This window comes from Natrialba hulunbeirensis JCM 10989, from assembly GCF_000337575.1.
Taxonomy (GTDB): domain Archaea; phylum Halobacteriota; class Halobacteria; order Halobacteriales; family Natrialbaceae; genus Natrialba; species Natrialba hulunbeirensis.
In genome coordinates this window covers 72541-99317 of the sequence record NZ_AOIM01000037.1, presented here as the reverse complement: position 1 = coordinate 99317, position 26777 = coordinate 72541, and the positions used below count along the sequence as shown (strand labels likewise).

The 26777-nt window shown below is 63.7% G+C and carries 17 protein-coding genes; 6 read left to right on the top strand and 11 right to left on the bottom strand.

Annotated elements, in window-relative coordinates:
* The first annotated feature begins 236 nt into the window (after positions 1-236).
* Both C483_RS13945 and C483_RS13940 read left to right on the top strand, forming a co-directional pair.
* Entirely contained in the window at positions 237-2072 is a 1836-nt protein-coding gene (locus C483_RS13945; protein ID WP_006654005.1) for a S9 family peptidase, read from the top strand.
* Positions 2073-2206: 134 nt separating this feature from the next.
* Positions 2207-3232, top strand: a complete 1026-nt coding sequence (locus tag C483_RS13940) for a lysylphosphatidylglycerol synthase transmembrane domain-containing protein (protein WP_006654004.1) — start codon at positions 2207-2209, stop codon at positions 3230-3232.
* A 30-nt stretch (positions 3233-3262) separates the two neighbouring features.
* On the opposite strand, the gene C483_RS13935 is transcribed toward C483_RS13940, so the two are convergent.
* Both C483_RS13935 and C483_RS13930 read right to left on the bottom strand, forming a co-directional pair.
* On the bottom strand, positions 3263-4324 hold the full coding sequence (locus C483_RS13935) for an NAD(P)-dependent glycerol-1-phosphate dehydrogenase (protein WP_006654003.1): 1062 nt from the start codon (positions 4322-4324) through the stop codon (positions 3263-3265).
* Between the two features lie 160 nt (positions 4325-4484).
* Positions 4485-5474, bottom strand: coding sequence for an NAD-dependent epimerase/dehydratase family protein (locus tag C483_RS13930; RefSeq protein WP_006654002.1), 990 nt, complete (start codon positions 5472-5474; stop codon positions 4485-4487).
* Between the two features lie 350 nt (positions 5475-5824).
* Between C483_RS13930 and C483_RS13925 the strand changes: the two genes are divergently transcribed.
* Both C483_RS13925 and C483_RS13920 read left to right on the top strand, forming a co-directional pair.
* On the top strand, positions 5825-6451 hold the full coding sequence (locus C483_RS13925; RefSeq protein WP_006654001.1) for a peroxidase-related enzyme: 627 nt from the start codon (positions 5825-5827) through the stop codon (positions 6449-6451).
* A 493-nt stretch (positions 6452-6944) separates the two neighbouring features.
* Positions 6945-7940: an arsenic resistance protein gene (locus C483_RS13920; protein ID WP_006654000.1), complete on the top strand. Its 996-nt coding sequence runs from the start codon at positions 6945-6947 to the stop codon at positions 7938-7940.
* Between the two features lie 205 nt (positions 7941-8145).
* Here the strand turns inward: C483_RS13920 and gltB are convergent, their stop codons facing one another.
* Positions 8146-12747 carry a glutamate synthase large subunit gene (gene gltB / locus C483_RS13915; protein ID WP_049912720.1) on the bottom strand — a complete coding sequence of 1534 codons (4602 nt, stop codon included), beginning with the start codon at positions 12745-12747 and terminating at the stop codon, positions 8146-8148.
* A 509-nt stretch (positions 12748-13256) separates the two neighbouring features.
* Positions 13257-14738, bottom strand: coding sequence for a proline--tRNA ligase (gene proS, locus C483_RS13910; RefSeq protein ID WP_006653998.1), 1482 nt, complete (start codon positions 14736-14738; stop codon positions 13257-13259).
* Positions 14739-14904: 166 nt separating this feature from the next.
* Between proS and C483_RS13905 the strand changes: the two genes are divergently transcribed.
* Positions 14905-15876: a quinone oxidoreductase family protein gene (locus tag C483_RS13905; protein WP_006653997.1), complete on the top strand. Its 972-nt coding sequence runs from the start codon at positions 14905-14907 to the stop codon at positions 15874-15876.
* 47 nt (positions 15877-15923) lie between these two features.
* On the opposite strand, the gene C483_RS13900 is transcribed toward C483_RS13905, so the two are convergent.
* The 4 genes from C483_RS13900 to C483_RS13885 form a co-directional block, all read right to left on the bottom strand.
* On the bottom strand, positions 15924-16532 hold the full coding sequence (locus C483_RS13900; protein ID WP_006653996.1) for an 8-oxo-dGTP diphosphatase: 609 nt from the start codon (positions 16530-16532) through the stop codon (positions 15924-15926).
* A 104-nt stretch (positions 16533-16636) separates the two neighbouring features.
* Positions 16637-17968: an aminotransferase family protein gene (locus C483_RS13895; RefSeq protein WP_006653995.1), complete on the bottom strand. Its 1332-nt coding sequence runs from the start codon at positions 17966-17968 to the stop codon at positions 16637-16639.
* Between the two features lie 260 nt (positions 17969-18228).
* A complete protein-coding gene (locus C483_RS13890) occupies positions 18229-19563 on the bottom strand; it encodes an MFS transporter (RefSeq protein WP_006653994.1) in 1335 nt (444 codons plus the stop codon).
* An 80-nt stretch (positions 19564-19643) separates the two neighbouring features.
* The gene (locus C483_RS13885) at positions 19644-21287 is read right to left on the bottom strand and encodes a thiamine pyrophosphate-binding protein (protein WP_006653993.1); all 1644 of its coding nucleotides are present in this window, start codon (positions 21285-21287) and stop codon (positions 19644-19646) included.
* Positions 21288-21452: 165 nt separating this feature from the next.
* On the opposite strand from C483_RS13885, the gene C483_RS13880 reads away from it, so the two are divergent.
* Positions 21453-21884: a CBS domain-containing protein gene (locus C483_RS13880; RefSeq protein ID WP_006653992.1), complete on the top strand. Its 432-nt coding sequence runs from the start codon at positions 21453-21455 to the stop codon at positions 21882-21884.
* A 130-nt stretch (positions 21885-22014) separates the two neighbouring features.
* Here the strand turns inward: C483_RS13880 and C483_RS13875 are convergent, their stop codons facing one another.
* The 3 genes from C483_RS13875 to C483_RS13865 all read right to left on the bottom strand — a co-directional run bounded on the left by C483_RS13875 (position 22015) and on the right by C483_RS13865 (position 26777).
* The gene (locus C483_RS13875; RefSeq protein ID WP_006653991.1) at positions 22015-23535 is read right to left on the bottom strand and encodes an APC family permease; all 1521 of its coding nucleotides are present in this window, start codon (positions 23533-23535) and stop codon (positions 22015-22017) included.
* A gap of 67 nt (positions 23536-23602) precedes the next feature.
* Complete coding sequence (locus C483_RS13870; RefSeq protein ID WP_006653990.1) at positions 23603-24772, bottom strand: hypothetical protein; 1170 nt, start codon at positions 24770-24772, stop codon at positions 23603-23605.
* A gap of 76 nt (positions 24773-24848) precedes the next feature.
* Entirely contained in the window at positions 24849-26777 is a 1929-nt protein-coding gene (locus C483_RS13865) for a CocE/NonD family hydrolase (protein WP_006653989.1), read from the bottom strand.

Sequence of the window (26777 nt, the reverse complement as noted above, 5' to 3'; positions counted from 1 at the left end):
TCGGTGTCGTTTTTCCGGGGATCGCCGTCCCGTCGGAGCGAGCACCGGTAACGAACTCCAACGGACCGTATGAGTGGAATCAAGCCGAATTTTGTTTCGGTCTCGAATCGGCAGCCAGCGGTCCCAGCAAACGAGACGGCCGGCAGGACGGTAACAGAACACGTAGTCACGGACTACTGACTGGCGGGCTCGCCGCAACCCAAACGACTACCGGGCCCCACGCCACAGCGTCTGGTATGGCAGCGTACGAAATCGAACGCTATCTCAACGTTCGCAGCGCCTACGGGGCCTCGTTCGGCCCAGACGGCGACCAACTCTCGTTCCTGATGGACACGACGGGGACGCCACAGGTCTGGACGCTCACCGGACCCCGCGAGTGGCCCGAGCAGCGAACGTTCGCCGACGAACGGGTGACGTTCGCCTCGTGGTCGCCCGAGCGTCCGGAACTGATCTTCGGCATGGACGAGGGCGGCAACGAGCGCGCCCAGCTATTCCGACTCGACGCGGAGACCGGGACAATCGAGAACGTGACGGCGATGCCCGACGCCAAACACCGCTGGGGCGGCTGGAGCCACGACGGCGACCGGTTCGCGTTCACCTCGAACCGCCGCGACGAGGCCGTCTTCGACGTCTACGTACAGGACCGCGACGAGACGGGCGACGAGGCGGAACTCGTCTACGAGGGCGACGGCTGGCTCTCGCTGTCCGGCTGGAGCCCCGACGACTCCCGACTGCTCGTCTCGCAGGCCTACTCGAACTTCGATCAGGACCTGTACGTGCTCGACCTCGAGGCAGACGAACCAACACTCGAGCACCTCACGCCACATGAGGGCGACGTTCGCTACCAGAGCGCCAGTTGGGCACCCGACGGCGAGGGCATCTACCTCGTCACCGACCAGGGCGACACCGACACGCTCGCGCTGGCCTACCTCGATCTCGAGACGGGGGGACTCGAGTCCGTCGTCGCTGACGAGTGGAACGTCGACGGCATCGCGCTGGACGACGAGACGGGGCGGTTCGTCTACTCGCAGAACGTGGAGGGCTACACGGAGTTGACTGTCGGCGAGTTCGATGCGGATGAGCCCACAGAATTCGAGGAGTTCCCTGAACCGGACCTGCCGGGCGGCGTCTCCGGCGGTGTGAGCTTCGATCCCGATGCGGAGCGCTTCGCGCTGTCGACCACCGGCGACACGGTCAACACGAACGTCTTCGTCGTCGATATCGAGACCGGTGAGGCCGAGCGCTGGACCAGCGCGCCGACGGCTGGGATTCCGCGGGAGACGTTTGACGAATCCGAACTGGTCCACATCGAGAGCTTCGACGGGCTGGAGATTCCCGGATTCCTCACGCTTCCGGACGGGGCGAGCGAAACCGAGGCTGGCAGCGACGACGGCGCACCGGTCATCGTCGATATCCACGGCGGTCCCGAGAGCCAGCGCCGGCCATCCTTCTCCAGCGTCAAACAGTACTTCCTCGACCGGGGCTACGGCTACTTCGAACCGAACGTCCGTGGCTCGGCGGGCTACGGTGCAGACTACGCAGCCCTCGACGACGTCGAAAAGCGGATGGACTCCGTCGCGGACATCGAAGCCTGTGTGGAGTGGTTACAGGACCACTCGGCCGTCGATCCCGACCGCATCGTCGCGAAGGGCGGCTCCTACGGCGGCTTCATGGTGCTCGCCTCGCTGACCGAGTACCCCGATCTCTGGGCGGCCGGCATCGATATCGTCGGCATCGCCAACTTCGTCACCTTCCTCGAGAACACCGGCGACTGGCGGCGCGAACTGCGCGAGGCGGAGTACGGCTCGCTCGCGGAGGATCGGGAGTTCCTGGAAGAAATTTCCCCGATCAACAACGTCGAGCGAATCGAGGCTCCGTTGTTCGTCCTTCACGGCGAGAACGACCCGCGCGTGCCGGTCGGTGAGGCCGAACAGATCGCCGAGGAGGCCGCGGAGCAGGGTGTGCCGGTCCGCAAACTGCTCTTCGACGACGAGGGGCATGGCTTCTCGAAGCTCGAAAATCGTATCGAGGCCTACTCGGAGATTGCGGACTTCCTCGACGAGCACGTCTGAGCCGTCAAGACGTTCGCAGTTGCGGACAGATCTGCGTAGCCAGCCCGTGCAGCTGAGAACACGTCTGCACGCTAACAAACGGCCAGCGTTTCCGATTCACTGGCGTTAACCCGCTGCAGGCGCGTAGCGAAGGTATGCACTGGCGGCGGGCGGTCGGCGGGCTTACAGTCGCCGTTGTAGTCATTGGGCTCTTCGTCTACGGCGTCGGCTGGGACGCCGTCCTCGACAACGTCCGAGCGGCCCACCCCGCCGCGCTCACCGCCGCACTTCTCACCGGTCTCGGCATGCTCGCACTCCGAGGCTTGCTCGTCAAACGACTCCTCGCACCGGTCGAGGGCGCAGCCCGCGGCACTGCCTTCGCAACTGCCTACCTCTCGGGCTACTTCGCCCGCAGCGCGCTCCCCTGGGGGCGCTCGACCGGTACCCCCGTCACCGCCTACCTGCTCGCGAACAACTCCGACTCCGAGTTCGAGGACAACCTGGCCGCCGTCGCCGCCGCGGAAGGATTCAACGTCATCGGCAGCCTCGTCATCGCCGGTCTCGGCGCAGCCATCTTCGTCCTCACCGGCGATGGCTCGCTCGACTCGATCGGTGCCAGTCTCGCCGTCCTCGGCGGCGGTGGACTCCTCGCCGCGAGCGTCGTCGTCATCGTCTTCCACCGCGGCGTCGCGAGACAGGTGGCACTCGAGTTGGCCGGCCACGCGGAAACCCTCGTGGGGAAGCTCCCGTTCTCGCGGCTGACGCAGGTGGAGGGGGCGCTGACGAGTCGGATCGACGGCTTCTTCGGGACGTTAGAAGCGATTCAGGCGTCGCCGCGGACGCTCGTCGCGGCGTTCGGAATCGCAGTCGTGAGCTGGGTGTTCAACGCGGTGCCGCTGTACTTCGGGCTGCTTGCGCTGGGCGTCGACGTGCCGCTCGCGCTGGTGTTCGTCTGTGCGCCGCTGGCGTCGTTCGGCGGTGTCGTGCCGTTGCCCGGCGGGAGCGGCGGCATCGAGGTCGTGCTGGCGAGTTTGCTCGTCGCCACGGCTGGCGTTCCGGCGGACGTGGCGACGGCGGGAGCGATCCTCTACCGGCTGACAACCTACTGGGCACATCTGGCGATTGGTGGCGTCGTCGCGCTCGCGATGTCGCTGCTCGGGACACAGCGGTTTCAGCGCTAGTGCGGGCTAAAACTCCGAGAGGGGTCACAATCAGTTGATGACGCCCGTCTTCGTCGCAACCTCGCGAGCAGCACGCTCGTCCATCCCGTCGCCAAGAATCGTGTAGCGGTCGCGAATCTCGTGACAGGTCGTCAGTGCTTCGATAACCGTCTCGTCGTCGATATCGAGTTCCTCCGCGGTCGTCGGCGCGTCGATGCTCGCGAGCGCGTCGCGGATGTCCCGCCAGATACCGCGCTCGCCGCCGTGCAGGTAGGCCGTCATGATCGAGCCGACGCCGACCTGGTGACCGTGCAGCGCCTCGCCGGGCGCGATCCGGTCGAGCTGGTGGGAAAAGAGGTGCTCCGCGCCGCTTGCCGGTCGCGAGGAGTCGGCGATACTCATTGCGACGCCGGAGGACATGAGCGCCTTCGTGACGACCCAGGCGGACTCCTCGAGTCCCGGTCGAATGAGGTCGGCGTTGTCCACGAGAATTTCGGCCGTCATTTCCGAGAGCGCGGCGGCGTACTCGGAGTATTCGACGTTCTTGAGCCGGTTTGCGAGCCGCCAGTCCATCACGGCGGTGTAGTTCGAGATGATGTCCGCACAGCCGGCGGTCGTCAGCTCCCAGGGAGCCTCGGCGAGAATCTCGGTGTCGGCGACGACCGCGAGCGGCGGCTCGGCTGCCACGCTGTGGCGGGTGTCACCGTCAGGGACGGAGCCGCGATTGCTGATGACGCCGTCGTGGCTCGCCGCCGTCGGCACCGAGAGAAAGCCCATCTGGAGGTGGTCGCTCGCCATCTTCGCGATGTCGATGGCCTTGCCGCCGCCGACGCCGATGAGGTAGGAAACCTCCTCCGCCTCGGCGGTTTCGATGACGGTCTCGACCGAGTCGAACGTCGCGGATTCGATCGTGACGATTGCAGGATCGATGCCGGCCGCCTCGAAATCGGCGGCGACCGGTTCCGCGGCGACCTGCCGCGGCGTCGGACTCGTCACCAGCAGCGGCCGTCCCTGGAGGTGTAAGTCGTCGACGACCTCGACGACCGACGAGCGGACGCCGTGACCGACGACGACGTTTCGGGGGAGCCGAATCCACGTCGACTTCTCGAACATAGGTAGACTGAGTCACCCCCGGGATATACGTGTTTTTCCTCGACACTGTCTCGCTGTCAGGGGAACGGGGCGGTACTCACAACTGTGGCTGCTCACCCGCGAAGCTTGCGCTGGCTCTTTCATCGAAAATCCGTCAAAACCAGCCGAATATAACTGGTGATCAGAGCGTTTCGAGTATCCCCAGCACGCGCTCCTCCGCCTCCCGATCCGGCCCCTGCTCCCGTCCGTCACGGTCACTCTCGAGATGGTCTTCGACCGACTGTTCCATGGCCGACTCGAGTGCCGTCGACTCCCAGCCGAGGGCGGCGAGTTTCGCCGTCGACAGCACGTGCGGATACTCGCGGTAGAGCGGGTAGTCGGTCGGGTCGATCTCGCCTGCGGCGAGTTCGCGTGGGCCGGCGTGGACGACGTCGACGGTGGTCCCAAGTGCATCGGCGATCAGGTCGACCATTTCGTCGAGCGTGACGAGTTGCCGGTCGCCGACGTTGTACGCCTCGCCGGCCTCGCCGCGCTCGGCGACGATACGGAGCGCGCTCGCGACATCGTCGACGAACGCGCGGTGCCAGACGTTGGTGCCGTCGCCCGGCACCACGACGCGGTCGTGCTGGTTCACCCGGTCGATCCAGAAATCGAGCCGTTCGGTGTAGTCGTCGGGACCGTAGACGATACATGGACGGACAGACATGGCGTTCACGCCACGGTCGGCGGCCGCCTCGATGGCGCGGTCGCCCTCCGCCTTGCGCTTGCCGTAGGTCGCGTCCGAGTCGTCGGTCGCCGCTTCAGGCGAGCAGGACTCGAGTGGTGTCTCGTTCTCGCGCTTGGGAATCTCCTCGCGGCCGTAGGCTGCGCCGCTCGAAATATAGACGTAGGCCTCGCAGTCGGCGAAGATACGGGTGGCTGCCTGCACGTCTTTCGGGTAGTAGGCGACGCAGTCGAAGACGGCGTCGGGGTCGATGGTTGCAGCGGCGGCCTCGAGTGCGGAGTCGTTGGTCCGGTCGCCCTCGATGTGGTCGACGCGGTCGTCGTCGGCGAACGGGTTCTCGCGGGTGCCGCGGTTGAGGAGGGTGACGTCGTAGTCGTGCTCCAGCAGGTCCGAGACGAGGTGGCGGCCGATAAATCGCGTGCCGCCGATGACGAGTGCGGTGTCCATACGGGCACATTGCGGACGTATGGGAAAACGGTAGCGGATGCGTCGAACCAGCGGTGGATGGGGCAACGGCGGTTTCAGCCGTCGATGGGGGTTCTCAGGGACGGTGTACGCTTACGACGCTCAGGATTTATCCGAACGATCTGTGTAGCACGTCCGTCGGGCACACACACACTGTAGCCGGCGACTAGTTCGTCGCGTCGCGAGCGCTCCTCGCGGCGTGGACACCAAAACTCGGTTTTTTGACGCGCTCGCCGGCGTTACCTGCGCAGGCGCTTGGTCACTGGAGGACCTCGTCCAGTACGCGCAAGCGAGGACCGTGAGTTATTACGCTGACGTGTGAACCAGCGTGCATGAGCGACCCGGACTCAGCCGACGATACAACTGCAGAATCGAGCACCACGCCGTCTCTTGCAGACGACGCCATGGCGAACTTCCCAGTCCCGGAGTTCGAAGCACTCCCCGAGGACCTCCAGGAACGGATCACCGAGGAAACCGAGCGCGCCGGCTTCACGCCGAACGTGTTCTCCGCGTTCGCGTACAAACCCTCACACTTCCGGGCGTTCTTCCAGTACCACGACGCGCTCGTCGAGGACACCGAACTCGAGCGCGAAGAGATCGAGATGATCGTCGTTGCAGTCTCCGGTGTCAATCACTGTTACTACTGTAACGTCGCACACGGGGCGCTCGTACGAATCTACGCACAGGACCCGCAGTTAGCGGATCAGCTGGTGTCGAACTACCGGACCGCGGATATCAACGACGCTCATCGGACGATGCTCGACGTTGCCGTGACGCTCACTGAGCGACCGATGGAGGTCGAGCAATCGGATCTCGACCGGCTCCGCGAAGCCGGATTCAGCGAGGAAGCACTCTGGGACATTGCTGCCGTGACGGCGTTTTACAACCTGAGTAACCGGATGGCGATGTTCGCCGAGATGCGGCCGAACGACGAGTTCCACACACTCGGCCGGAACTGACGATGACTGACGGCGGATAATTAGAGGGGGCTAAAGATTAAGTTAGTTGGAGTGAATGATGTGGTCGTAATGGAGGTGAGAACCTGCACTCGGTGACCAAACACACGGCCGGCTCGTACCGCGACTACCACGACCGGATCAGATCGTGCCAGGATCACCCGACAGCCGCCAGGTAGGACGCGGTACTCGATAGTGCGGTGACGCGGCGCCAGTATCACGTGGTCAGTCTCGGCGATCGCGTCAAATCGACGACTGAGCTCCTGTTTACGTTCGTCGATTCGATTTTTTGGACACGATGGTCGATATCACTGTTTGAGCACAGGTTAGCGACGGGTTCCCCCGATTTTTGTTCGATCAGACGGCTGATGAACCGCACAGCCGGTCGACCCGCGTAGTGGCTGATGGCCACGCGAGAAAAGTCGGCCAGCGTTCTGGACGCCTCTCGGCAGGAAGCCGTATACTTACGGCCAGTCCTTTGTAAGGATGACCGAGGATGGATTTCGTCGAAAAGTACCAGACTGTGTTTGTCTTCGGGGCAATCGTCGGCGGTCTCGCCCTTGGACAGGTCTCTGGTGTCCCATCGGTCGCAGATGTGCTTATCCTCCCATTTTTGATGGTGATGCTGTTCGGGGCGTTCGCGGGGATGCCTCTCTCGAAGCTTCGGTCCGCCTTCGGAAATCGTCGAGTCGCCGGCACGAGTCTCCTGGTGAATTTCGTCTGGAATCCAGTGCTCGCTGTCGTTCTCGGTGCGGTTTTTCTTCGTGAGCATCCTGCACTGTGGGTCGGCCTAATTATGCTCATGGTCACGCCGTGTACGGACTGGTACCTGATTTTCACCGACATTGCTGATGGCGATGTTCCGCTTGCGACGTCCATTCTTCCATACAACCTCGTTTTGCAACTCGTCTTACTGCCCGTCTATCTGTACGTGTTTGCCGGTGAACTCGTCGAACTACCACTCGAGTTACTACTCGAGAGCGTCGTTCTCGTGTTGATCGTTCCGCTCGTTCTCGCAGTAGCTGCCCGAAAGGGGCTGATTCGCTGGCGAAGTGACCAGTGGTTTCGACGGTCGTTCCTCCCGAAACTCAGCCCACTTCAGGTTCTCTTCTTGAGTCTCGCTATCGGAGCGATGTTCGCCTCACAGGGCCAGGAGGTTGTCGCGAACCCGGAATTGCTCGCACTGCTCGCGGTGCCAGTTGTTCTCTTTTATGCCATCACTCTCGCCGTCGGATTCGGAATCGGACAGGCATTGTCGTTCTCGTACGAAGAGCTCGTCTGTTTCAACAACACGGTTTTATCGCGGAACTCTCCGACCGCGCTTGCAATCGCCGTCGTCGCGTTTCCACACGAGCCCTTGATTCCGCTGGCGCTGGTCATCGGGCCACTGCTGGAACTCCCGTTGTTGGGGATCATTGCACAGGTGCATCAGGGTATTCGAAGACGAAACTGGTGGCCAGACGATTCATCTGTACCGCTCGACAGAGACTGATGGTGAGAAGTCGCCACTCTGCGTATCTCGCGTGACAGCTGTTCACAATGGCGTCTGCGCCCTGTTCTATACCGCTCTCGCCAGGGTGATATTCAGGCCCCAGAGATCGATAATGGGCACAGACTGACGACAGCAACCCCGACTCGAGTACAACGTTCTCACAGACTGCCAGCGAACGACCAGCCGGGTCGGTATCGCAGTTCGGCTAGTCGTCGCTCGCGGCGAAGCCGGTGGATTCTGCGTCGGTGTCGGTGTTGGCGTCGGCGTCGGCTTCACCCTCCGTTTCGGGCACACCCGGTAGTTCGCCCCGAACGTCGTCTGATCCCTGCTCGGTGATGGCTTCGTGGTACGCCTCGGGCATGACCTTCACGAAGGCATCGAGCGCACGCTCCCAGTTCTCGAGCAGTTCGGTACCGCGCTCGGAGCCGGTGTAGGCGACGTGGTTCTCGACGAGACGGCGGAGCATCTCCTCGTCTTCGTCCTCGAGCTCGTCGTGCAGCGAGACCATTCCGGTGTTTGCCCTTCGCTCGAAGTCGCTGTCTGGGTCGTAGACGTAGGCGACACCACCGGACATGCCGGCTGCGAAGTTCGTGCCGGTCTCGCCGAGGACGGCGACGACGCCGCCGGTCATGTACTCACAACCGTGGTCGCCGACGCCTTCGACGACAGCCTTCGCGCCGGAGTTGCGGACGGCGAAGCGCTCGCCCGCGACCCCGTTGACGTACAGCTGGCCGTCCGTCGCGCCGTAGAGCGCAACATTGCCGATCGCGACGTTCTGGCTCGGATCGTAGGCCGCGTTCTCCGGTGTTCGGACGGTGATTTTTCCACCCGAGAGACCCTTCCCGACGTAGTCGTTCGCGGCCCCGGTCAAGTGCATCGAGACGCCGCTCGCGAGAAACGCGCCGAAGCTCTGGCCGGCGGTGCCTTCGAGATCGGCCGTGATCGTGTCCGCCGGAAGGCCGGCCTCGCCGTAGCGGCTCGTGATCCGGTTCGAGAGCATCGCGCCGACCGCGCGGTCGACGTTTGCCACGTCCGCGGAGAGGACGACCGGTTCGCCGCCGTCGATCGCATCCGCCGCGCTCTCGATGAACTCGTGGTCGAGCTGGTTGCCCAGACCATGATCCTGCTCGCGGATTTTTCGGCGCACGTCACCGGCAGGCTCGGCAAGCACAGCCGAGAGGTCGACGGTGCGAGCCTTCGGATGCTCGATATCGTCGCGCTGGGCGAGAACGTCGACCTGACCGATCATCTCGTCGACCGTGCGGAAGCCGAGCTCGGCCATGATCTCGCGCAGTTCCTGGGCGATGAACGTCATGTAGTTGATGACGTGCTCGGGTTCGCCGGGGAAGCGCTTACGCAGATCCTCGCGCTGGGTGGCGACGCCGACCGGACAGGTGTTCTTGTGACACTGCCGAGCCATCACACACCCCGAGGTGACGAGCGAGGCGGTGCCGAAGACGTACTCCTCCGCGCCCAGCAGGGCGGCGACGGCCACGTCGCGACCGGTCTTCATGCCGCCATCGGCGGAGACACGGATGCGGTCGCGCAGGCCCGTCTCACAGAGCATCTGGTTCGCCTCTGCCAGCCCGAGTTCCCACGGCAGCCCCGCGTTCTTGATCGACGTGCGCGGCGAGGCACCCGTGCCGCCGGAGTGACCCGAGATGTGGACCACGTCGGCGTTGGCCTTCGCGACACCCGCCGCGACCGTGCCGATGCCGGCTTCGGAAACGAGCTTGACGTTGATGTCCGCGTCCTCGTTCGCCGCCTTCAGGTCGAAGATCAGCTGTTTGAGGTCCTCGATGGAGTAGATGTCGTGCAGCGGCGGCGGCGAGATGAGCCCCACGCCTGGCGTCGACTTGCGGACGTGGGCGATCATCTCGTTGACCTTCTCACCGGGCAGGTGGCCACCCTCGCCCGGCTTCGATCCCTGGGCCATCTTGATCTGGAGTTCGTCGGCCGAAGAGAGGTACGTCGAGGTGACGCCGAACCGGCCGGAGGCTACCTGCTTGACGTTGCACTCCTTCTCCGTGCCGAAGCGCTCGGGCGGTTCGCCGCCCTCGCCCGAGTTGCTCTTCCCGCCGATGCGGTTCATCGCGATCGAGTTGTTCTCGTGGGCCTCCGGCGAGAGCGAGCCCAGGCTCATCGCGGCCGTCGAGAACCGCTCGACGATCGCCGTGATTGGCTCGACCTCCTCGATCGGAACGGAATCGCGATCGGCGTCGAACTCGAGTAGCCCCCGGAGCGTCTGCAGGTTCTGGTTCTGGTCGTTGATCAGGTCGGCGAACTCCTGGTAGCGCTCGTAGTCGTTCGAGCGGACGGCCTGCTGGAGCGTCCCCACGGTTTCTGGATTCCACTGATGGGTGAGGCCGTCGGAGCGGTGTTCGAACTCGCCGTAGCGGTCGAGGTCGGGCTCGTCTGCGTCGGCTGCGAAGGCGGCCGCGTGACGTTCGCGGAGGTCTGCCTCGATCTCGGCGAGGCCGATACCCTCGGTGCGGTTCTCGGTCCCCCCGAAGTACTCTGCGACGAGGTCCGAGTTGAGGCCCACTGCTTCGAAAATCTGGGCTCCCTGGTAGCTCTCGACGGTCGAGATCCCCATCTTGGCCATCGTCTTCAGGAGGCCGTCCTCGAGTGCGCCGATGTAGGCGTCGATGGCGGCCCCGGTGTCCGCGCCGTCGGGGCCCGCGGTGAGGTCGGCGATGGTCTGATAGGCCAGGTACGGGTTGACTGCACCGGCGCCGTAGCCGACGAGCGTGGCGAGCTGGTGGACGGTGCGCGGTTCGCCGGACTCGACGACGAGACCGACGTGGTTTCGGAGCCCGTTTCGCACGAGGTGGTGGTGGACGCCGCCCGTCGCGAGCAGGCTCGGAATCGCAACCCGCTCGTCGTCGACGGCGCGATCCGAGAGGATGAGCACGTCGTGGCCCTCGTCGATCGCTGCGACGGCGTCCTCGCGGACGCGTTCGATGGCGTCTCGGAGTTCCGTACCGGCTGAATCGGAATCTGAGTCTGCTGGGTCGTACGTGATGTCGATCGTCGCCGCCGTGATCCCGTTCGTCGAGCAGTCACGGATCGACGCGAGGTCGGCGTCGGTCAGCACGGGCGAGTCGACGACGAGTTGTCGGGCGTGGGCCGGCGACTCGTCGAGCAGGTTGCGCTGGTAGCCGAGTCGGCTCTCGAGGCTCGTGACGAGTTCCTCGCGGATGTAGTCGAGCGGCGGGTTGGTCACCTGTGCGAACAGCTGCTTGAAGTACGAGAACAGCGGCCGGTTGTACTCGGTGAGCACCGACAGCGGCGTATCGTCACCCATCGATCCGACCGGGTCCTTCCCCTTGGTCGTCATCGGCTCGAGGAGGTTCTCGAGTTCGTCGTGCGTGTAGCCGAACGCGGCCTGCTGGTCGCGAAGGTTCGAGACGGCGTTACGGGGCGTGCTGTCCTCGCCCGCTCGGATGTCCGCGAGTCGAACCTGCTCCTGGGCGACCCACTCGCCGTAGCGGTCGTCGGTGAGATCCGCGAAGATTTCGTCGTCGGGGATGACCCGGCCCTCCTCGGGGTCGGCGAGGAAGAGCTGTCCCGGCTGAAGGCGGCCGCGCTCGGCGATCTTAGCGGGGTCGGTGTCGAGCGCGCCAGCTTCGCTCGCCATAATGAGACGGTTGTCCGTCGTCACATCGTACCGGCAGGGCCGGAGGCCGTTGCGGTCGAGCACGGCACCGACGCGCTCGCCGTCGGTCGCCGCGACGAGGGCAGGGCCGTCCCACGGCTCGACCAGCGAGGCGTGGAAGTCGTACCAGTCTCTACGCTCTCGTGGCATCGACTCGTCGCCGCGCCAGGCCTCGGGAACGAGCATCCGCAGGGCGTGGGCCAGGTCGCGGCCGTCCTGCAGGAGGAGTTCGAGCGCGTTGTCGACGCTCGCGGTGTCCGACTGCTCGGGGTCGTCGATGATCGGTGTGACGGTGTCGAGGTCCGAGAGGACGTCGCTCTCGATGTCCGTCTCCCGCGCGCGCATCCAGTTGATGTTCCCCTGAATCGTGTTGAACTCGCCGTTGTGGATGACGTTCCGGTGAGGATGGGCCAGCTCCCAGGCCCCCAGCGTGTTCGTCGAGAAGCGCTCGTGAACCATCGCGAACGTCGATTCCAAGCGCTCGTCGGTGAGATCTGGGTAGTAGGACGGAACCTGCTCGCCCTTGAGCAGCCCCTTGTAAACGATCGTCTGCGAGTCGAGCGAGCAGATGTAGAAGCGCTCGCTTCCGTCGATGTCGGCCGCCGAAACCGCGTTCTCGAGTGCCCGCCGTGCGACGTACAGTCGCCGGTCGAACTCGTCGCCGCTCACGTCGTCGGTCGCCGTGAGGACAACCTGCCGGACGTCCGGTTCGGACTCGAGTGCGGTCGCGCCGAGCCCGTCGTTCTCGGTGGGAACGTCGCGCCAGGCGAGCACGTCGAGGTCGTAGGTCGCGACCGTGTCCTCGAGAAGAGAGACGAGTTTCGCGCGAGCCGTGTCGTCGGTCGGAAAGAAGAGCGAACCGACGGCGTAGCTGCCCGGTTCGGGGAGATCGGTTTCGAGTTCCTGGTCGAAGAAATCGTGGGGCGTCTGCAGCATGATTCCGGCCCCATCGCCGGTGTTCGATTCAGCGCCGGTGGTGCCCCGGTGTTCGAGGTTCCGGAGCAGTTCGAGACTCTCTGCGATGGTGTCGTGGCTCGACCCACCATCAAGGTCCATAACGACGCCGACACCGCAGTTCGACCGTTCGTCCGTAGGGTCTGCGAGCCCCTGCGAACGGCCGGTGGATGGTGCTCTGTGTGGCTGTGGCATACCCTTTGCTTCCGAAAGCGGATATAAGAGGATAACCCATAATGGCTAAGTGTATTCTAGACACATATGCATGGATATAAGGTGTATATTTCGACAGTATCTGAGCAGGACGACTCGATTTGTGTGTTCGGACTGTAGTTCTGTCTGCCGTGCTAGAGATGCAACTCGGATACCGTCGTGGTCAACACAACAGCGGAAAGTGTCAGAGGCACGTAGTGCTCACCCACCAGAGTGAACACCACACCGGTGGTTTCGACGCCAGTGGTAAGCACTCTTGGGTTAAACCATTAGGTGTTGCTGAGTGACTCGTTCGCCGACAGGTGATGATCCCGCTGCTTCCGCCGTCAGCAGCCAGTATGACGATTCCTGTTGACAGACTGATGGACTACCAATCACGTAGGTGAGTACGCACACGACACGCACCGCTGCCGTGTCGTGATGAGAGAAAACCCGGATGGAGTCAGTCGAACCCGGCGGCGTGATTGCGAGGTGACTGCCTCACTGACGTGTCAGTACGACTTCGCGAAGTACGCGATTTCGTCAGCCGCGTCACCGCAGACACCACACTCGTCGTGGTCGGGTTCGGGAACCTCGCCCGCCGTCGTCCCGCCCTCGTCCTCGAGTGGCTGCATGACGATTTCGGCGGCGATCTTCTCCTTGATGACCTCTTCACAGGCCTCGTCGCCACACCACGGCGTCTTCACGTAGCCGCCGTGCTTGCCGAGCGTTCCGAGGATGTCTTCGGGACTATGGGCCTCGCGAACGTTCGCTTCGAGGTTCTCGGCTGCCGTGTCGTATAGCTTGTCGAAGATCGTTTCCAGGTGGTCGTCGACTGCATCGACGATGCCGTCACGGCCCTCGACAGCTTCCTCGTTGTCGGGCCGGTGGACGAGGGTGACTTCCTCGTCCTCGACCTCGTGCGGACCGATCTCGAGTCGAAGCGGGACGCCGTTGAGTTCGTGTTCGTTGAACTTGAAGCCGGGATTGCGCTCGTCGCGGTCGTCGAGTTCGACGCTGAAACCAGCGTCCTCGAGTTCGTCCGCGATGTTCTGGGAGTACTCGAGGACGTCGTCTTTCGTGTCTTCCTGCCAGATGGGGACGATGGCGACCTGCGTGGGTGCAATGGTGGGTGGGAGCACGAGCCCCTGGTCGTCGGAGTGGGTCATGATGAGTGCACCGAGCGCGCGCCAGGAGAGGCCCCACGAGGTGGTGTAGGCGGTTTGCTCTTCCTCGTCCTCGTCGACGAACGAGATGTCGAACGCCTCGGCGAAGCTCTGCCCGAGGTTGTGGCTGGTCGCGCCCTGGACGGACTTGCCGTCGGGCATCAACGCTTCCACCGTGGTCGTGGTGTCCGCACCGGGGAACTTGTCGTGTTCGGGTTTCTTCCCGCGCAGGACGGGAATTGCGAGGACCTCCTCGTACACCTTCTCGTACTGGTCGAGGCGGGTCCAGACCTCCTCCCAGGCGCTCTCGTCGGTCGCGTGGGCGGTGTGGCCCTCCTGCCACATGAACTCCTTCGTGCGGAAGAACGGCTTCGTCTCGGTGGCCTCCCAGCGGACGACCGAACACCACTGGTTCAGTCGCAGCGGCAGGTCGCGGTGGCTGCGGGTCCAGTCGGCCATGAACGGCGCGATGATGGACTCACTGGTCGGGCGCACGGCGAGGCGCTCCTCGAGTTCGTCGTGGCCACCGTGGGTGACCCAGGCGACCTCGGGGTCGAAGCCTTCGACGATGTCCTTTTCTCGCTCTAAGAAGCTCTCGGGGATGAACATCGGGAAGTAGACGTTGTCGACGCCGGTCTCTTTGAACCAGCCATCGAGGGCGTCCTGAATGCCCTCCCAGAGGGCGTAGCCGCGGGGCTTCGTGACGATGAACCCGCCCATCGGTGCGTAGTCCGCGAGGTTCGCCTTCTGGACGACCTCGGCGTACCACTCACCGGGTTTGTGCGATTTCGACTCGGTGATACCGAGTTCCTGACTTTCGTCGCTCATTAGTTCGATACTCAGTCAGCGCGCTCTTAAACCATGCGAAGGTGTGCGAACGCGTGTACGCGCACAGACCGTTGGCCAGTCAGCAGCCACTGCCAAGTGAAGAAACACCGCCCCGATGGTTTCCAGTTCTCATACACTTATGCACCTATGTTACAATTGGTAAGCTATGCAGGCTATCGAAGTGTCTGAGTACGGCGACAGCTCGCAACTCGAGGTCACCGACACTGACCTCCCCGAACCGGACGCGGGGGAGGTCCGGATCAAGGTCGAGGCCGCCGGGATCAACTTCGCGGATATCATGCAGCGCCGCGGGGTCTACCCCAGCGGCCCCGAGCCGACCTACGTCCCCGGCATGGAGGCCGCAGGCACGATCGACGCCACCGGCGAGGGGGTCGGCCTGGACGAGGGCGACCGCGTCGTCGCGATGCTTAACACCGGCGGCTACGCCGAGTACGCCACCGCGAACGCCCAGATGCTCTTCCCGATTCCAGAGGGCATGAGCTTCGCGGAAGCCGCCGGCTTCCCCGTCCAGTTCCTCACCGCTCACTCCTGTCTGTTCGAGTGGGGCGGCCTCGAGGAGGACGAAACCGTACTCATCCAGGCTGCTGCCGGCGGCGTCGGCACTGCCGCCGTCCAGCTAGCCTCGAACGCGGGCGCGGAGGTCTTCGGCACCGCGAGCACGCAGGAAAAGCTTGACCTCGCGAGTGAGCTGGGCTGTGATCACCCGATCAACTACACGGAGACGGACTTCCGTGAGGTCATCGACGAGGAAACCGACGGCGAGGGCGTCGACCTCGTCCTCGAGAGCGTCGGCGACGACGTCTTCGAGCGCAGTCTCGACGCGATGGCCCACTTCGGCCGCATGGTCACCTACGGCGTCGCGAGCGGCGTCCCAGCCGAAGCCGAGAACCGTCGACTCCTCTTCGAGAATAAGTCCGTCTCCGGCTTCCACCTCGGCCAGGCCTCCTACCACGACCCGAGCAAGATCATGAAGGCCGTCCCCGACCTCACACAGGGGCTCACCAGCGGCGACCTCGAGGTCATCCTCGGCGAGGAGTTCGCACTCGAGAACGCGGCCGAAGCACACCAGTACATCGAGGACCGAAAGAGTTCAGGAAAGGTCGTTCTGCGGCCCTGAACTGCCAGCGAACGGGCGAGTTCTACTCTGAATTACCGGGGGGTCGTCTACTCGCCGGCCGCTTCCGTTTCGCCACTGGTGTCTGTTCCGTCGCCGTCTCGTGACTCGAACGAAACGCCCCACTCGAGTTCGTGGTCCACGAACGCCGCTTCGTCGAGTGGCGGCCCGCCCGCGAAGTGGAACTCGCCAGCGACGGTGTCACCTGCGAGGACGCCCGGCAGCCAGAGGCGGTCGTCCTCCCACATCTGATCGTAGGGAACGTCGTCGACTGGCGTCCATTCCGGCCGCGCCTCGTCCGAGGGCCGCGGTTCGCCGGCGAACTCGGTCGTTCGGAAGACGTGACAGACCGTGTGGACCTCCTCGTCGAGCAGGAAGGTGAGTTCGCCGGCGTACTCGAGTACGTCTGGCGCAATCTCGAGGCCGACCTCCTCGCGAGTTTCGCGGGCGGCGCACTCCCGTGGCGTTTCGCCGGGTTCGAGTTTGCCGCCGGGGCCGTTGTACCAGCCCTCGCCGAGGCCGCGGCGTTTTTCGATGAGGAGGACATCGGTGTCCGAGTCAGTCTCGCTGGTCTCGCTGGTCTCGTCGGTCTCGCCAGCCTCGCCGGTCCCGTCAGTCTCGGACTCGCGAAGAACAAAACAGAGGGTTGCCTCGATCATATGCTGCTGACCGTTCGTTCGTCGCGTGAGATAAAGACGGTTGTTCGTTTGTCGTGCGTCAAATAAAAGCGGCTGTTCGCTGAATTCCGATCGCGGCCGCGACCTCAGAACGCGTCCGCGATCGCCGCGTCCAGTGCGTCGAGAACCGTCTCGATCTCCTCGGCTGTCGTACACAGCGGCGGCGAGAGCAGGATCTGAGTCGCCGGGCGGCCGGTACCAACGAGCACACCGCGGTCTTCGAGCCCCGAGACGACGTCCGAAACCGGATTCTCTACGTCGTCACCGTCTACACGCGGGTCGTAGAACGGCTCTCCAGTTGTCGGATCTTCGAAGGCCACGCCCCAGAGGTAGCCACGGCCCCTCGCGTCCGCGACGACATCGTACTGGGACTCGAGTTCGGCCAGTCCGCGCTCGAACAGCGAGGCGTTCTCGCGGACGTTGTCGATCTGGCCGTTTTCGTAGACCTCGATCGCGGCGAGACCGGCCGCACAGCCGACGGGGTGGCCGCCGAACGTCTGCCCGAGGTCGAAGCCGTCCTCCTGGACGCCCGAGACGAGTTCTGGACGGGCGAGCACGCCAGCGAGCGGGGCGTAGGAACTCGTGACCCCCTTCGCGAAGGTGATCATGTCCGGTTCGACGTCTTCGGTTTCGATGCCGAACCACTCGCCACAGCGGCCAAAGCCGGTGATGACTTCGTCTGCGATCAGCAGAATATCGTACTCGTCACAGAGTTCGCGGATGCGCTCGAAGTAGCCCGGCGGTGCCGGGTAGCCGCCGCTCGAGCCGGCGACTGGTTCCATCATGATCCCGGCGATGGAGTCGGGGTCTTCGTTGCGGATCACGAACTCGAGATGGTCGGCGGCCAGCTCGGCGAGTTCCTCGGGACTGTCGGCGTTGAACGGCGACGGGTGGGACATCGGGGGGAGGAACTTCGTCGACCCGGTCGTCGCGGCGTGGCTCTCGACGAGGGCGCGTGTTTCGGGGTCGCCGGTCAGGCTGCCGGCGCCGTAGGTCGAGCCGTGATAGGAGCGCCACCGGGTCAGGATCTTCGAGCCGCCGGTGTGCTTGCGCGCGAGCTGGACGGCGAGTTCGTTCGCCTCGCTGCCGGTCACCGAGAACATGACGTGCGAGAGGTCGCCGGGCGCGATATCGACCAGTCGCTCGCCGAGTTCGGATCGGACTGGCGAATGCTTCGAGGAAGAGACGTACTGGATCTGTTCTAGCTGCTCGGTCATCGCGTCGATAATCTGCTGGTTGCCGTGCCCAGCGTTGACGCAGTACAGCTGCGAGGCGAAGTCGAGGTACTCCTCGCCGTCGTCGTCGGCGACCGTCGCACCGTCACCCGACTCGAGTGTCAGCGGACTCCCGTCCGGGTCGTACCAGTGCGGGATCGTCGTGGGGATCTCGTCCAGATTGCCAGTGGGTTCTTCTAGCATATACTGTCCATCGGCGCACGGGTAGTTAATTGTTGTCCTGTAACAAACGCTGTGTTGATTCGACGGACGAATTTAGTGAGTGGAGTTGAACAGTACACAACTGGTCCGGGCCGTACTCGAGTGCGGATCGGTGCCGGATACTGTGCATCTCGTGGTGTCGACTGGAGGACCAATGGCGGGGACGGAGCGGAGACGAGGTACCGACAGTGCCGTTGTGGCCGACGAGAACGACGGAACGGACGAAGTGAGAGCGGAACGGGTCAGTCGCGTCGATCGCCGGTTCTGCGGAGCACGATCGCGAGGAGTGCGCCCGTGAGAGGGAAGACGGCGAGCGCCGTGAACGTCTGCCAGACGGAACCGACCGAGAGAAGGAAGCCGGCAATCGCCGCGCCGGCGGCACCGACGCCGAAGACACCGAGGTAGGTGTAGCCGTAGGAGAGGCCGCGTTCACCGGGCGGACTGTACTCCGCGATGGTCGCCTGATACATCGGCTGGAGCGAGAACAGCAGGAAGCCGAGTATCGATCCGATGATGAGCAGCGGAATCGGGCCGGCTTCGGCGACGGGGACGAACAGGACCGCAACGACGGCGAGCGAGCCGAAGATTATCGTGAGTCCGGTCTCGGTCCGGATGCGGTCGGTGAGCTTTCCGCCGACATACTGGCCGGCCATACCGACCATCAAGAGCCCGGCGTAGAGGTAGGAGGCCGGATCGAACTCCTCGGCCATCGGGCTATCGGGGTCGAACAACTGGAGCTGCTCGGCGACGTCGGGCATGAAGTCGCTCAGTACGTCCGGCAGGAACGTCAGCGTGCCGCGGTAGAACAGCCCGTTCATCATGACGACGACCATCGCGACGGTGAAACCGAGGGTGAACAGCGCGCGGCTGTCCGAGAGGAATCGCGAGAGCGACATCTGCCCGTCGGCCTGCTCGTCGGTCGGTCCGCCGGTGTCAGTGTCGGTGTCGGTGTCCTCGTCTGCCGGCTCTCGACCGCCATCAGGCTGTGTCTCGACGGCGGCCTTCTCGTCGAAACTCGCCGTCACCGCGTAGAGAATCGCGAGGCCGGCCGGGACGACGAGAATTGCAGTGACGAGACGCCAGTCGAAGAACAACAGCAGAATCGCCGTCAGCAACGGCCCGAAGGCGATGCCGAAGTTGCCGGCCATCCCGTGATAGGCGAAGCCGGTGCCGCGCTGTTCGACGCCGGTCGAGATCAACGAGAGCCCCGCCGGGTGGTAGATACTCGCCGCGATTCCCCAGACACAGAGTGCCAGCGTGATCGACACGATGCCCTGTGCGGCGCTCAAGAGCAGGAACGAGCCACCCATCCCGGCCAGACAGACCAACACGAGTTCGCGCGAGCCGAACCGGTCGACCAGAATGCCGGCCGGCAGCGCACCGACGCCGAACAGGCCGTAGCCGACCGCGACCGCAGTGCCGAGAATCGCCGTGCTCACGCTAAATTCAGTGAGCCAGATTACCATCAGAATCGGGATCGAGAGCTCGTACGTGTGGACGACCGCGTGGGAGATCATTACAAAGCCCGTGATCGAGCGGTCGTTGTCGCTCATCCGATCCGTCTGCGCAGTACTCATCTCTAGACACACCACGGTCTGCCCGTGGTATAACGGTTAGCAAGCCAGAGAAACTGGCCGACCGGCAAGACGCCGGTCGTTCAGTCCGACATCCAGACGCTTGCCTGCGGTTCGTGTGGATCCGTCGGAATCTCGACTAGCGTCGGCCCCTCGCTCTCGATCGCCGCAGCAACCGTCTCGCGAATCTCGTCCGGCGTGCCAGCACGCATCGTCTCGAGACCCATCCCGGACGCGATGGCCTCGAAGTCGAGCGGGACCTCCTGCCAGCCGTACTCGCTCGCCTCCATCCGGTAGCTGCGTTCGGCCTCCTCGCTGATGATCGCGTAATCGCTGTTGTTGAGCACGATCACGGTTACATCTATGTCCTCGTCGGCCAGCGTGTGCAGCTCGTGGACGCACATCATCAGTCCGCCGTCACCGGTGAGCGCGACGACCTCCTGGTCCGGATTCGCCGCCTTCGCGCCGATAGCCGAGGGTACGCCCGACCCCATCGTCGCCCACGAGCCCGGATTGACGTAATCCCGGGGCTCGTACGCCTCGAACATCACGAGCGACCAGAGGCGGAACCCGCCCGCGTCGGCCGCGACGACTGCCTCTCGAGGCACTGCATCCCGAATCGCCGACAGCGCGCTCGGGGACGGCAGCGGCGATTCGTCGACCGCGACCAGTTCCGCGAGTCGGTCTTCGACGGCCTGGCGCGTTTCCCGCGCGCGCTCGTGTCCATCCGCCGAGGCGAGCGAGCGAGTTTCGAGGGCGGACTCGAGTGCACCCATCGTTCGGCCGGCGTCTGCGACGATGCCGACCGCGGGGTCGTAGCCGACGCCGATGTCGTTGGCGTCCAGGGTGACGTGGACGAGGTCGTCCGGGACGTCGATCTCCCAGTGTTTCATCGTGACGGCGTCGAGGTCGGTGCCGACGCCGAGAGCCGCGTCTGCGGCGGCGATCTGGTCTTTGACCGCGCTGCCGGTGCCGCCACAGAGCACGCCCGCAAAGAGGTCGTGATCGTCGGGGAGGACGGCCTTGCCCTTGTAGGTCGGGAACACCGGTGCGTCGAGCGTTTCGGCCAGAGCTGCGAGTTCGTCGCTCGCGTCGGAGGCGCGGACGCCGCCGCCGGCGATGATAATTGGGTGTTCGGCGCCGGCGAGGAGATCGGCGGCCTCGGCGATTCGCTCCTCTGCAGGAGTACCGACGGTGCGGGTTTCGGTTTCGCCGGGTTCGGCGAGCGGCACGTCCATCGGGAGGAAGTTCTTGGGAATGCCGACGCGGACGGGTCCCATCGGCGCGGTGAGCGCGATGTCGATCGCGCGCTGGAGTTCGGCGATCGTGCTCTCGGGCGTTTCAACGGTGACGTTCTCCTTGACGACGTTGTCGTAGGTGTCCGGCGGCGTTTCGTGGATGCCGTCGCCGCCGCGGATCTCGGGTTCGGTCTCGACGGCCATGTGGACGAGCGGCGTGCAGTCGTTGAGCGCGTTCTTCAGCCCGTTCATGGCGTTCATGTCTCCGGGACCGGGGATGACGACGGTCGCGGCCAGGCCGCCGCTCGTTTCGGCGTACCCCCACGCCTGGTGGGAGACGGCGGTCTCGTGGCGAGCCATGACGAAGTTGATGTCCGTGCGCTCGCTGATCGCTTCGTTCAGCGGTAGCGTCTGTTTGCCGGGAATGCCAAACAGGGTGTCGACCCCGTTCGCAACCAGTCGGTCGATGACGGCCTCGTTAATTCGCATACCGATGGGTGTGACTCACGGGAGCGTAAAGGTTCACCACTGGATCATAGGTCTGGGCGTGAATTGTAGGCTGGAGGTGGCTGATAATTGATACGCATACCAACACTGCATGCTAGTAGGTAACTCATAGCAAAGTATTATGTTCCTATAGGAGAAGGCAGTACTATGGAAGACATCTTTGTCGGCCGCATCATGTCCACGTCACTTCACACCGTTCGACGGGACACGTTGGTCGAAACCGCCGGCCAGGTCATGCGCGAGAACGATATCGGATCGGTGATCGTCGTCGATTCGAACAACCACCTCGCCGGCATTCTGACGACGACTGACTTCGTCGATATCGTCGCCCAGAGCCAGCCGAAGGCCGAAACGACCGTCGAACGCTACATGACCGAAGACGTTGTCACCACCTCCGCACAGGACAGTATCCGCGACGCTGCAGCCACCATGCTCGAACACGGCTGTCACCACCTCCCAGTGGTCGACGAGGACGAAGGCGTCATCGGGATCGTGACGACGACCGACCTCGCATCCTACCTCTCGCGCGGCCGGACGCCACACAGCGGTCCGACAATCGGTACGGCGGAGTGTCGATAGGGACGCGGCTGGAACGCCATCTTTTCGGAGTCGTACTCGAGTTACCCTCGCTCAGACAGGGTGTTGTTTCTCAATTTGAGAAGAGACGCGAACCGCTTGGGTCCACTACGAAACGGGGACGCCAGTCCGCTCAAGCGTCGGTGTTGGTTCCGCCGTCGGTGTTCGCATCGCTATCACCACTGCTACTGCCACTGCCACCGCTACCGCCGATCGATTCGTGCTTATGCAACAGCGACATCCGTGCGCGAAGGTCGACGTCTCGCCGCGCCGAGGAGCGAATTCTGTAGACGTAGGCGGCCGAGGTGAGGACGATCCAGACGAGGACGAACGCGAGCGCCGAGGGGGCGCTGGCGGCGACGAGCAGCATGAACACGAACGAGACGACGACGTTCCCCACTGCGACGACCTTGAGCACCGGCAGCGGCAGCGTGTAGATCGAGTACTCGTACCGTTTGGGGAACTCCTGTGGCAGGTTCCACAGCGCGACGCCGCCGACCATGAACGAGATGAAGATACCCGTTACGGTGACGACAACGAGCCAGTCGAGTACGTCGACAGCGATGACCGCGTCGAACCAGCCCATGAACGGGGCTGCAAGTAGCGGTGGAATCCCGAGCAGGACGACCGCCCGGTAAGGCGTCTCGAATCGGTCGTGGACGGCGGAGAAAAACGAAGGAACGACCTCATCACGAGCCGCTCGCATCACGGTTCGAGAGTAGGACGTAAACAGCGTGTTCACCGTCGTCGCGGCCGCAACCAGCGCTGCGATCCCGATGACGAGGACAGCCCAGTCGGGCAGGAACGCCGTCCCGACGGCGGCGATTCCGCCGTCAACTGCCTCACCCGTCGCTGGATCGATCGCGCTCTCCCACGAGGCAGCCCCGACCAGCGCTACGACGACTCCGACCGAGAGCAACGCGACGAGCGACATGCCGACCGCAAGCACGCGCGGAATGTTCTTGACTGGCTCGCGCAACTCCTCCCCGATTTCGATAATCATCGCGAACCCCTGGAACGGGATGTACAGAAGCACGATCGCAAGGAAGAACGGTGCGTAGCTGTCCGCCAGCGGTTCACCGGATCCGGTCGGGAATATCGGCGTCAGGTTCCCAGGATCGAACGCCATCGCCCCGCCGACGATGAAGACGAGCATTCCCGTGATGAGCACCGCAACGAGACCGATCTGGACCCGTGCGGCGAACTGAATCCCGACGTAGTTGAGCACCAGAAACGCTGCGAGCAAGAGCCAGACCGCAGGCAGTGTCGGCACGTCGCCGACCGGCAACGCCCCGGTGATGACCGGGAGATACTGTGCAAATCCGAGTGCAGCGAACAGCAGATATGCCCACACGGCAAGCACCGGCACAACGATGCTCAAAAATCCCCAGTAAGGCCCGACCAGCCGCGAGCCGTAGACGTAGATCCCGCCCGCGACTGGAATCGCCCCTCCCAACTGCAACAACAAGAGGACGCCCAGCACCATCGGGACGATCGAGAGCACGATCGCAATCGAGATACTCGGCCCAGCCACCGCCGCCATTTGCGTCGGCACGATAAAAATGCTCATCCCCAGCGCCGTCCCGATTAGCAACGCAATCGCCGAAAGCGGCCCGATCTGTTCGCTAATCAGCTTGAACTCTCCTTCTGACATATGCCAACACCCCACAATCGACTCGCCCTCTAATATAACTACTGTCTGATGCGATCACGGCAGTCGCCTACGGCGACGACTGCGGCACGAACGGACCGAAGTCCGCAGTACGTGCCGCAATAGTCGCAATCCGCAGCGCATAGCTCAACAGGACCACGAACGGCAGGAAGACGAGCACCACACCACCCGCAGCAACCGCGAGCAAGACTGCCGGCGTCGAGATCAGTGTCACCAACGTCGGATACGAGACGAGCAACAGTCCTCCACCAACCAGCGTCGGAAACCCAACGTACAGCAACAGCCGCGACAGAATCGCCAGTTCGTGCTGGACATACAGCGTCTTGAACGTTTGGCGCGCAATCGCGAGCAACTCGAGTAGCTCGATCAGTTCCTCGAGTGGCGCCGTTTCTGTGAAGGACTCATCCCACTCCTCGTGAAACAACCGCGCCGCGTGGTAGTAGTTTCCCTGATGGTGGCCGAGCACGGCGGAGAGCGCTTCGAAGGTCCCAAACTCCGCATCGGCCAATGCATCTGAGACTGTTTCGCCATCGGACTCGAGTGTCTCGACGAAGCGAGCGATTTCCTCGCGCTGGTGGGCCGTCGCGTCGTCGGAGAGCGAGTCGGGAAGTCGCCGGCCGCGCTCGACCGTGGCGTCGACGACGAGTCGGAGGAACGCTGCCGGAGAGGAGGGGCTAACAGAGATACCAGTCACAGCCTCCACGCGGTGCTGGAAGTCGGTCATCTTCTCGAAGCGTTCAGTGAGTTCGTTCGGCCAGCCCAGTTCCTGTGAGAGGACGAGCTGGTTGATCGCCAGGACGATCGTGATGAATGGGAGTGTCCCGCCGACGAGAGCGCTGTAGAGGGAAACGACCGTATCCGCGTTTGTGATATCGATGAGCCCACCCACCTGCAGCACGATCACGGCGGCGTAGAGCCCAGCCGCGAGCAGACCGGCAATCAGGAGTCGGTTGCCATCGAGTAAGAGCCAGCGTTTGAGTGGCGACTCCGCAACCGTTTCGTAGGTGAGTTCGGTCTCGGCGTCGACATCAAAGGCTGTTCGTGTGTGTGTCGGTGTTCGGTCTCCCTCGGCGTCGGATCCTGCATCGCGATTGTCGTTGGCTTCGCTTTCGCCCTCCGGTTCCTGATCTCGGTTATCGTCACGGTCATGGCCACGGTCACGATCACCGTTACCGTCATGACCACGACCACGATCGGAATCCGCCCGTCGATCATCCATACACCCAGACACCACATCCCGCGTGGAAAACCCACGTGACGAGTCGTCGAGGTGATCGAAATGACGACCAGGCCGGTCACTCCGAGAGCGCCGCCGACACCGCGTCCTCGCCACCAACGATCGGCAGACGGACCGTACTCTTCGAGAGATCGAGCGAGATTTCGACGCGCGTCTCCGGCGGCTGGAGCATTCCGTGACCGGGATCGGTCGACAACAACACGATCCCGAGCCGGGAGCCCGCATCGAAGACCCGATCGGCCGCCTGCAGGTTGAATTCGACGTGGTACGGCCGTCCCGGCGGGTGCAACGCGAACGTCTCGCTCACCGACTTCCGATTCTGCGGGTTCATCCAACCCCGATTGACGATCTCAGCCTCGCCATCTTCGTCGTACTCAACCAGCAACGCCGTCACGTTCGCGGCCGGTTCGTCGAACGACAGCGTCAGGTCCGGAATCACAGTCCCGCTGAGTCGCACGTCTTCAGATAGCGGTTCGGTCGTGTAGACGAGCCGATTGTCGGACTCGTCGGCATTCGCGTGCGTCTGGATGAAGATATCGGGGTCGTCGACCAGCGACTCCGTCACCGGCGGCCCGGTAGGGGACTCGAGTGTCAATCCGCCTTTCGTCTGGCCGCCGGGTGCGAACGAAAGGTCGACGTGCTCGGTATCGGGGTGTGGCCAGTCGGCTTCGGCGGCCAGCGAGCCGTCCTCTCGTTCGACCGTGATCGGCGGCTCGTCCATCACGTCGTTTTCGACGTCGAACAGCCAGTAGGTGTACCAGCGGTTGAGGAGGTCGACCCAGGCATCTTCGTCGACACCGCGGCTGAGTGGGTCGGAGTGGCCACCCTGGTGAAGCCACATCCGGTAGGGCTTGTCGTGCTCTCTGAGCTGTTCGACCAGTTTCGAGGCGTTCGAGGTTTCGACGTTGAAGTCATAGAGCCCGTGACAGATGAGCACGCCGCAATCGATGTTCTCAACATCCGGGAGGTAGTTACGCTCGTGCCACCAATCGTTGTAGTTGCCTGTTGTCCGATCTTGCCCGTTCTCGACGAGATCTCTGGCGGGCTCACAGAGATCGCCATTCTCACGGCTCATGATGTAGTCGAACAGGCCACCCATGTCCAGACTCGACGCGACGTGGCCGTTCGCGCGATAGTAATCGTACCAGTTTGAAATCGCGACGATGGGGACGATCGCCTCCAGACCATCGACGCCGGTCGCGGCGACGCCGTTTGCGAGCGTGCCGTTGTACGAGATGCCCATCATCCCGGCGCTACCGGTCGTCCAGTCCGCCTCGACCGCCTGGCCACCCTCTCGTGCGTCGTAGGCATCTGCTCGCCCGTTGAGCCAGTCGACGACGGTTCTGATCCCCTCGATTTCGGTCTCACCGCCGACGTCGGGACAGCCAGTCGACTGTTCCGTGCCGATCGAGGCTGGATAGGCCCAGATGAAGCCACACTGGAGCAGTTCGTCTTCGAAGGCCGACGGACCGATCTGGGGCGTCTCACCGCCGGTGAACTCGGCGAGATCCGAATAGTCGTCGTACACCTCCCGTGACCGATCTTCTGGGCCGCCATCGAGGTCACGCCCCGGTTTGTCGGGCTCGTATAGTTCCTCGTTCGGAGAGTATCCCCAGGCCGGCTGGTCCGGCCCGTAGTACGGACTCGGTTGGATGACGACCGGCAGCTGGAGATCAGTAGTCACCGTCGAGGCTGGCCGCGCGATTTCGACGTGCACGCGGTCCGGCTCACCGGTTCCGTCGGTGTCGAGCGACGTTTCGACCCAGTAGCTCTCGCGGATCACGTCATCGTCGGCGAAGACCGGCTGTGCGCGACCGTCCTCGAACGTCGGTTCGGCATCGATCGAGTCGGCGTCGGCAGCGGCTGGTATTGTTGCCCCCGCTATCGCTCCGGTCGCAACAGCTGTCTGAAGTACTCGTCGTCGCGTCGTTCCCCGCCCTCGCGTCTGCGATTCTTCGTCACCGTTTCCATCACGTGTTGCTGACAT

Coding starts and splice junctions, on each gene's coding strand:
- C483_RS13945 (WP_006654005.1), top strand. CDS start 237: ATGGCAGCGTACGAAATCGAACGCTATCTCAACGTTCGCAGCGCCTAC.
- C483_RS13940 (WP_006654004.1), top strand. CDS start 2,207: ATGCACTGGCGGCGGGCGGTCGGCGGGCTTACAGTCGCCGTTGTAGTC.
- C483_RS13935 (WP_006654003.1), bottom strand. CDS start 4,324: ATGTTCGAGAAGTCGACGTGGATTCGGCTCCCCCGAAACGTCGTCGTC.
- C483_RS13930 (WP_006654002.1), bottom strand. CDS start 5,474: ATGGACACCGCACTCGTCATCGGCGGCACGCGATTTATCGGCCGCCAC.
- C483_RS13925 (WP_006654001.1), top strand. CDS start 5,825: ATGAGCGACCCGGACTCAGCCGACGATACAACTGCAGAATCGAGCACC.
- C483_RS13920 (WP_006654000.1), top strand. CDS start 6,945: ATGGATTTCGTCGAAAAGTACCAGACTGTGTTTGTCTTCGGGGCAATC.
- gltB (WP_049912720.1), bottom strand. CDS start 12,747: ATGCCACAGCCACACAGAGCACCATCCACCGGCCGTTCGCAGGGGCTC.
- proS (WP_006653998.1), bottom strand. CDS start 14,738: ATGAGCGACGAAAGTCAGGAACTCGGTATCACCGAGTCGAAATCGCAC.
- C483_RS13905 (WP_006653997.1), top strand. CDS start 14,905: ATGCAGGCTATCGAAGTGTCTGAGTACGGCGACAGCTCGCAACTCGAG.
- C483_RS13900 (WP_006653996.1), bottom strand. CDS start 16,532: ATGATCGAGGCAACCCTCTGTTTTGTTCTTCGCGAGTCCGAGACTGAC.
- C483_RS13895 (WP_006653995.1), bottom strand. CDS start 17,968: ATGCTAGAAGAACCCACTGGCAATCTGGACGAGATCCCCACGACGATC.
- C483_RS13890 (WP_006653994.1), bottom strand. CDS start 19,563: ATGAGTACTGCGCAGACGGATCGGATGAGCGACAACGACCGCTCGATC.
- C483_RS13885 (WP_006653993.1), bottom strand. CDS start 21,287: ATGCGAATTAACGAGGCCGTCATCGACCGACTGGTTGCGAACGGGGTC.
- C483_RS13880 (WP_006653992.1), top strand. CDS start 21,453: ATGGAAGACATCTTTGTCGGCCGCATCATGTCCACGTCACTTCACACC.
- C483_RS13875 (WP_006653991.1), bottom strand. CDS start 23,535: ATGTCAGAAGGAGAGTTCAAGCTGATTAGCGAACAGATCGGGCCGCTT.
- C483_RS13870 (WP_006653990.1), bottom strand. CDS start 24,772: ATGGATGATCGACGGGCGGATTCCGATCGTGGTCGTGGTCATGACGGT.
- C483_RS13865 (WP_006653989.1), bottom strand. CDS start 26,777: ATGTCAGCAACACGTGATGGAAACGGTGACGAAGAATCGCAGACGCGA.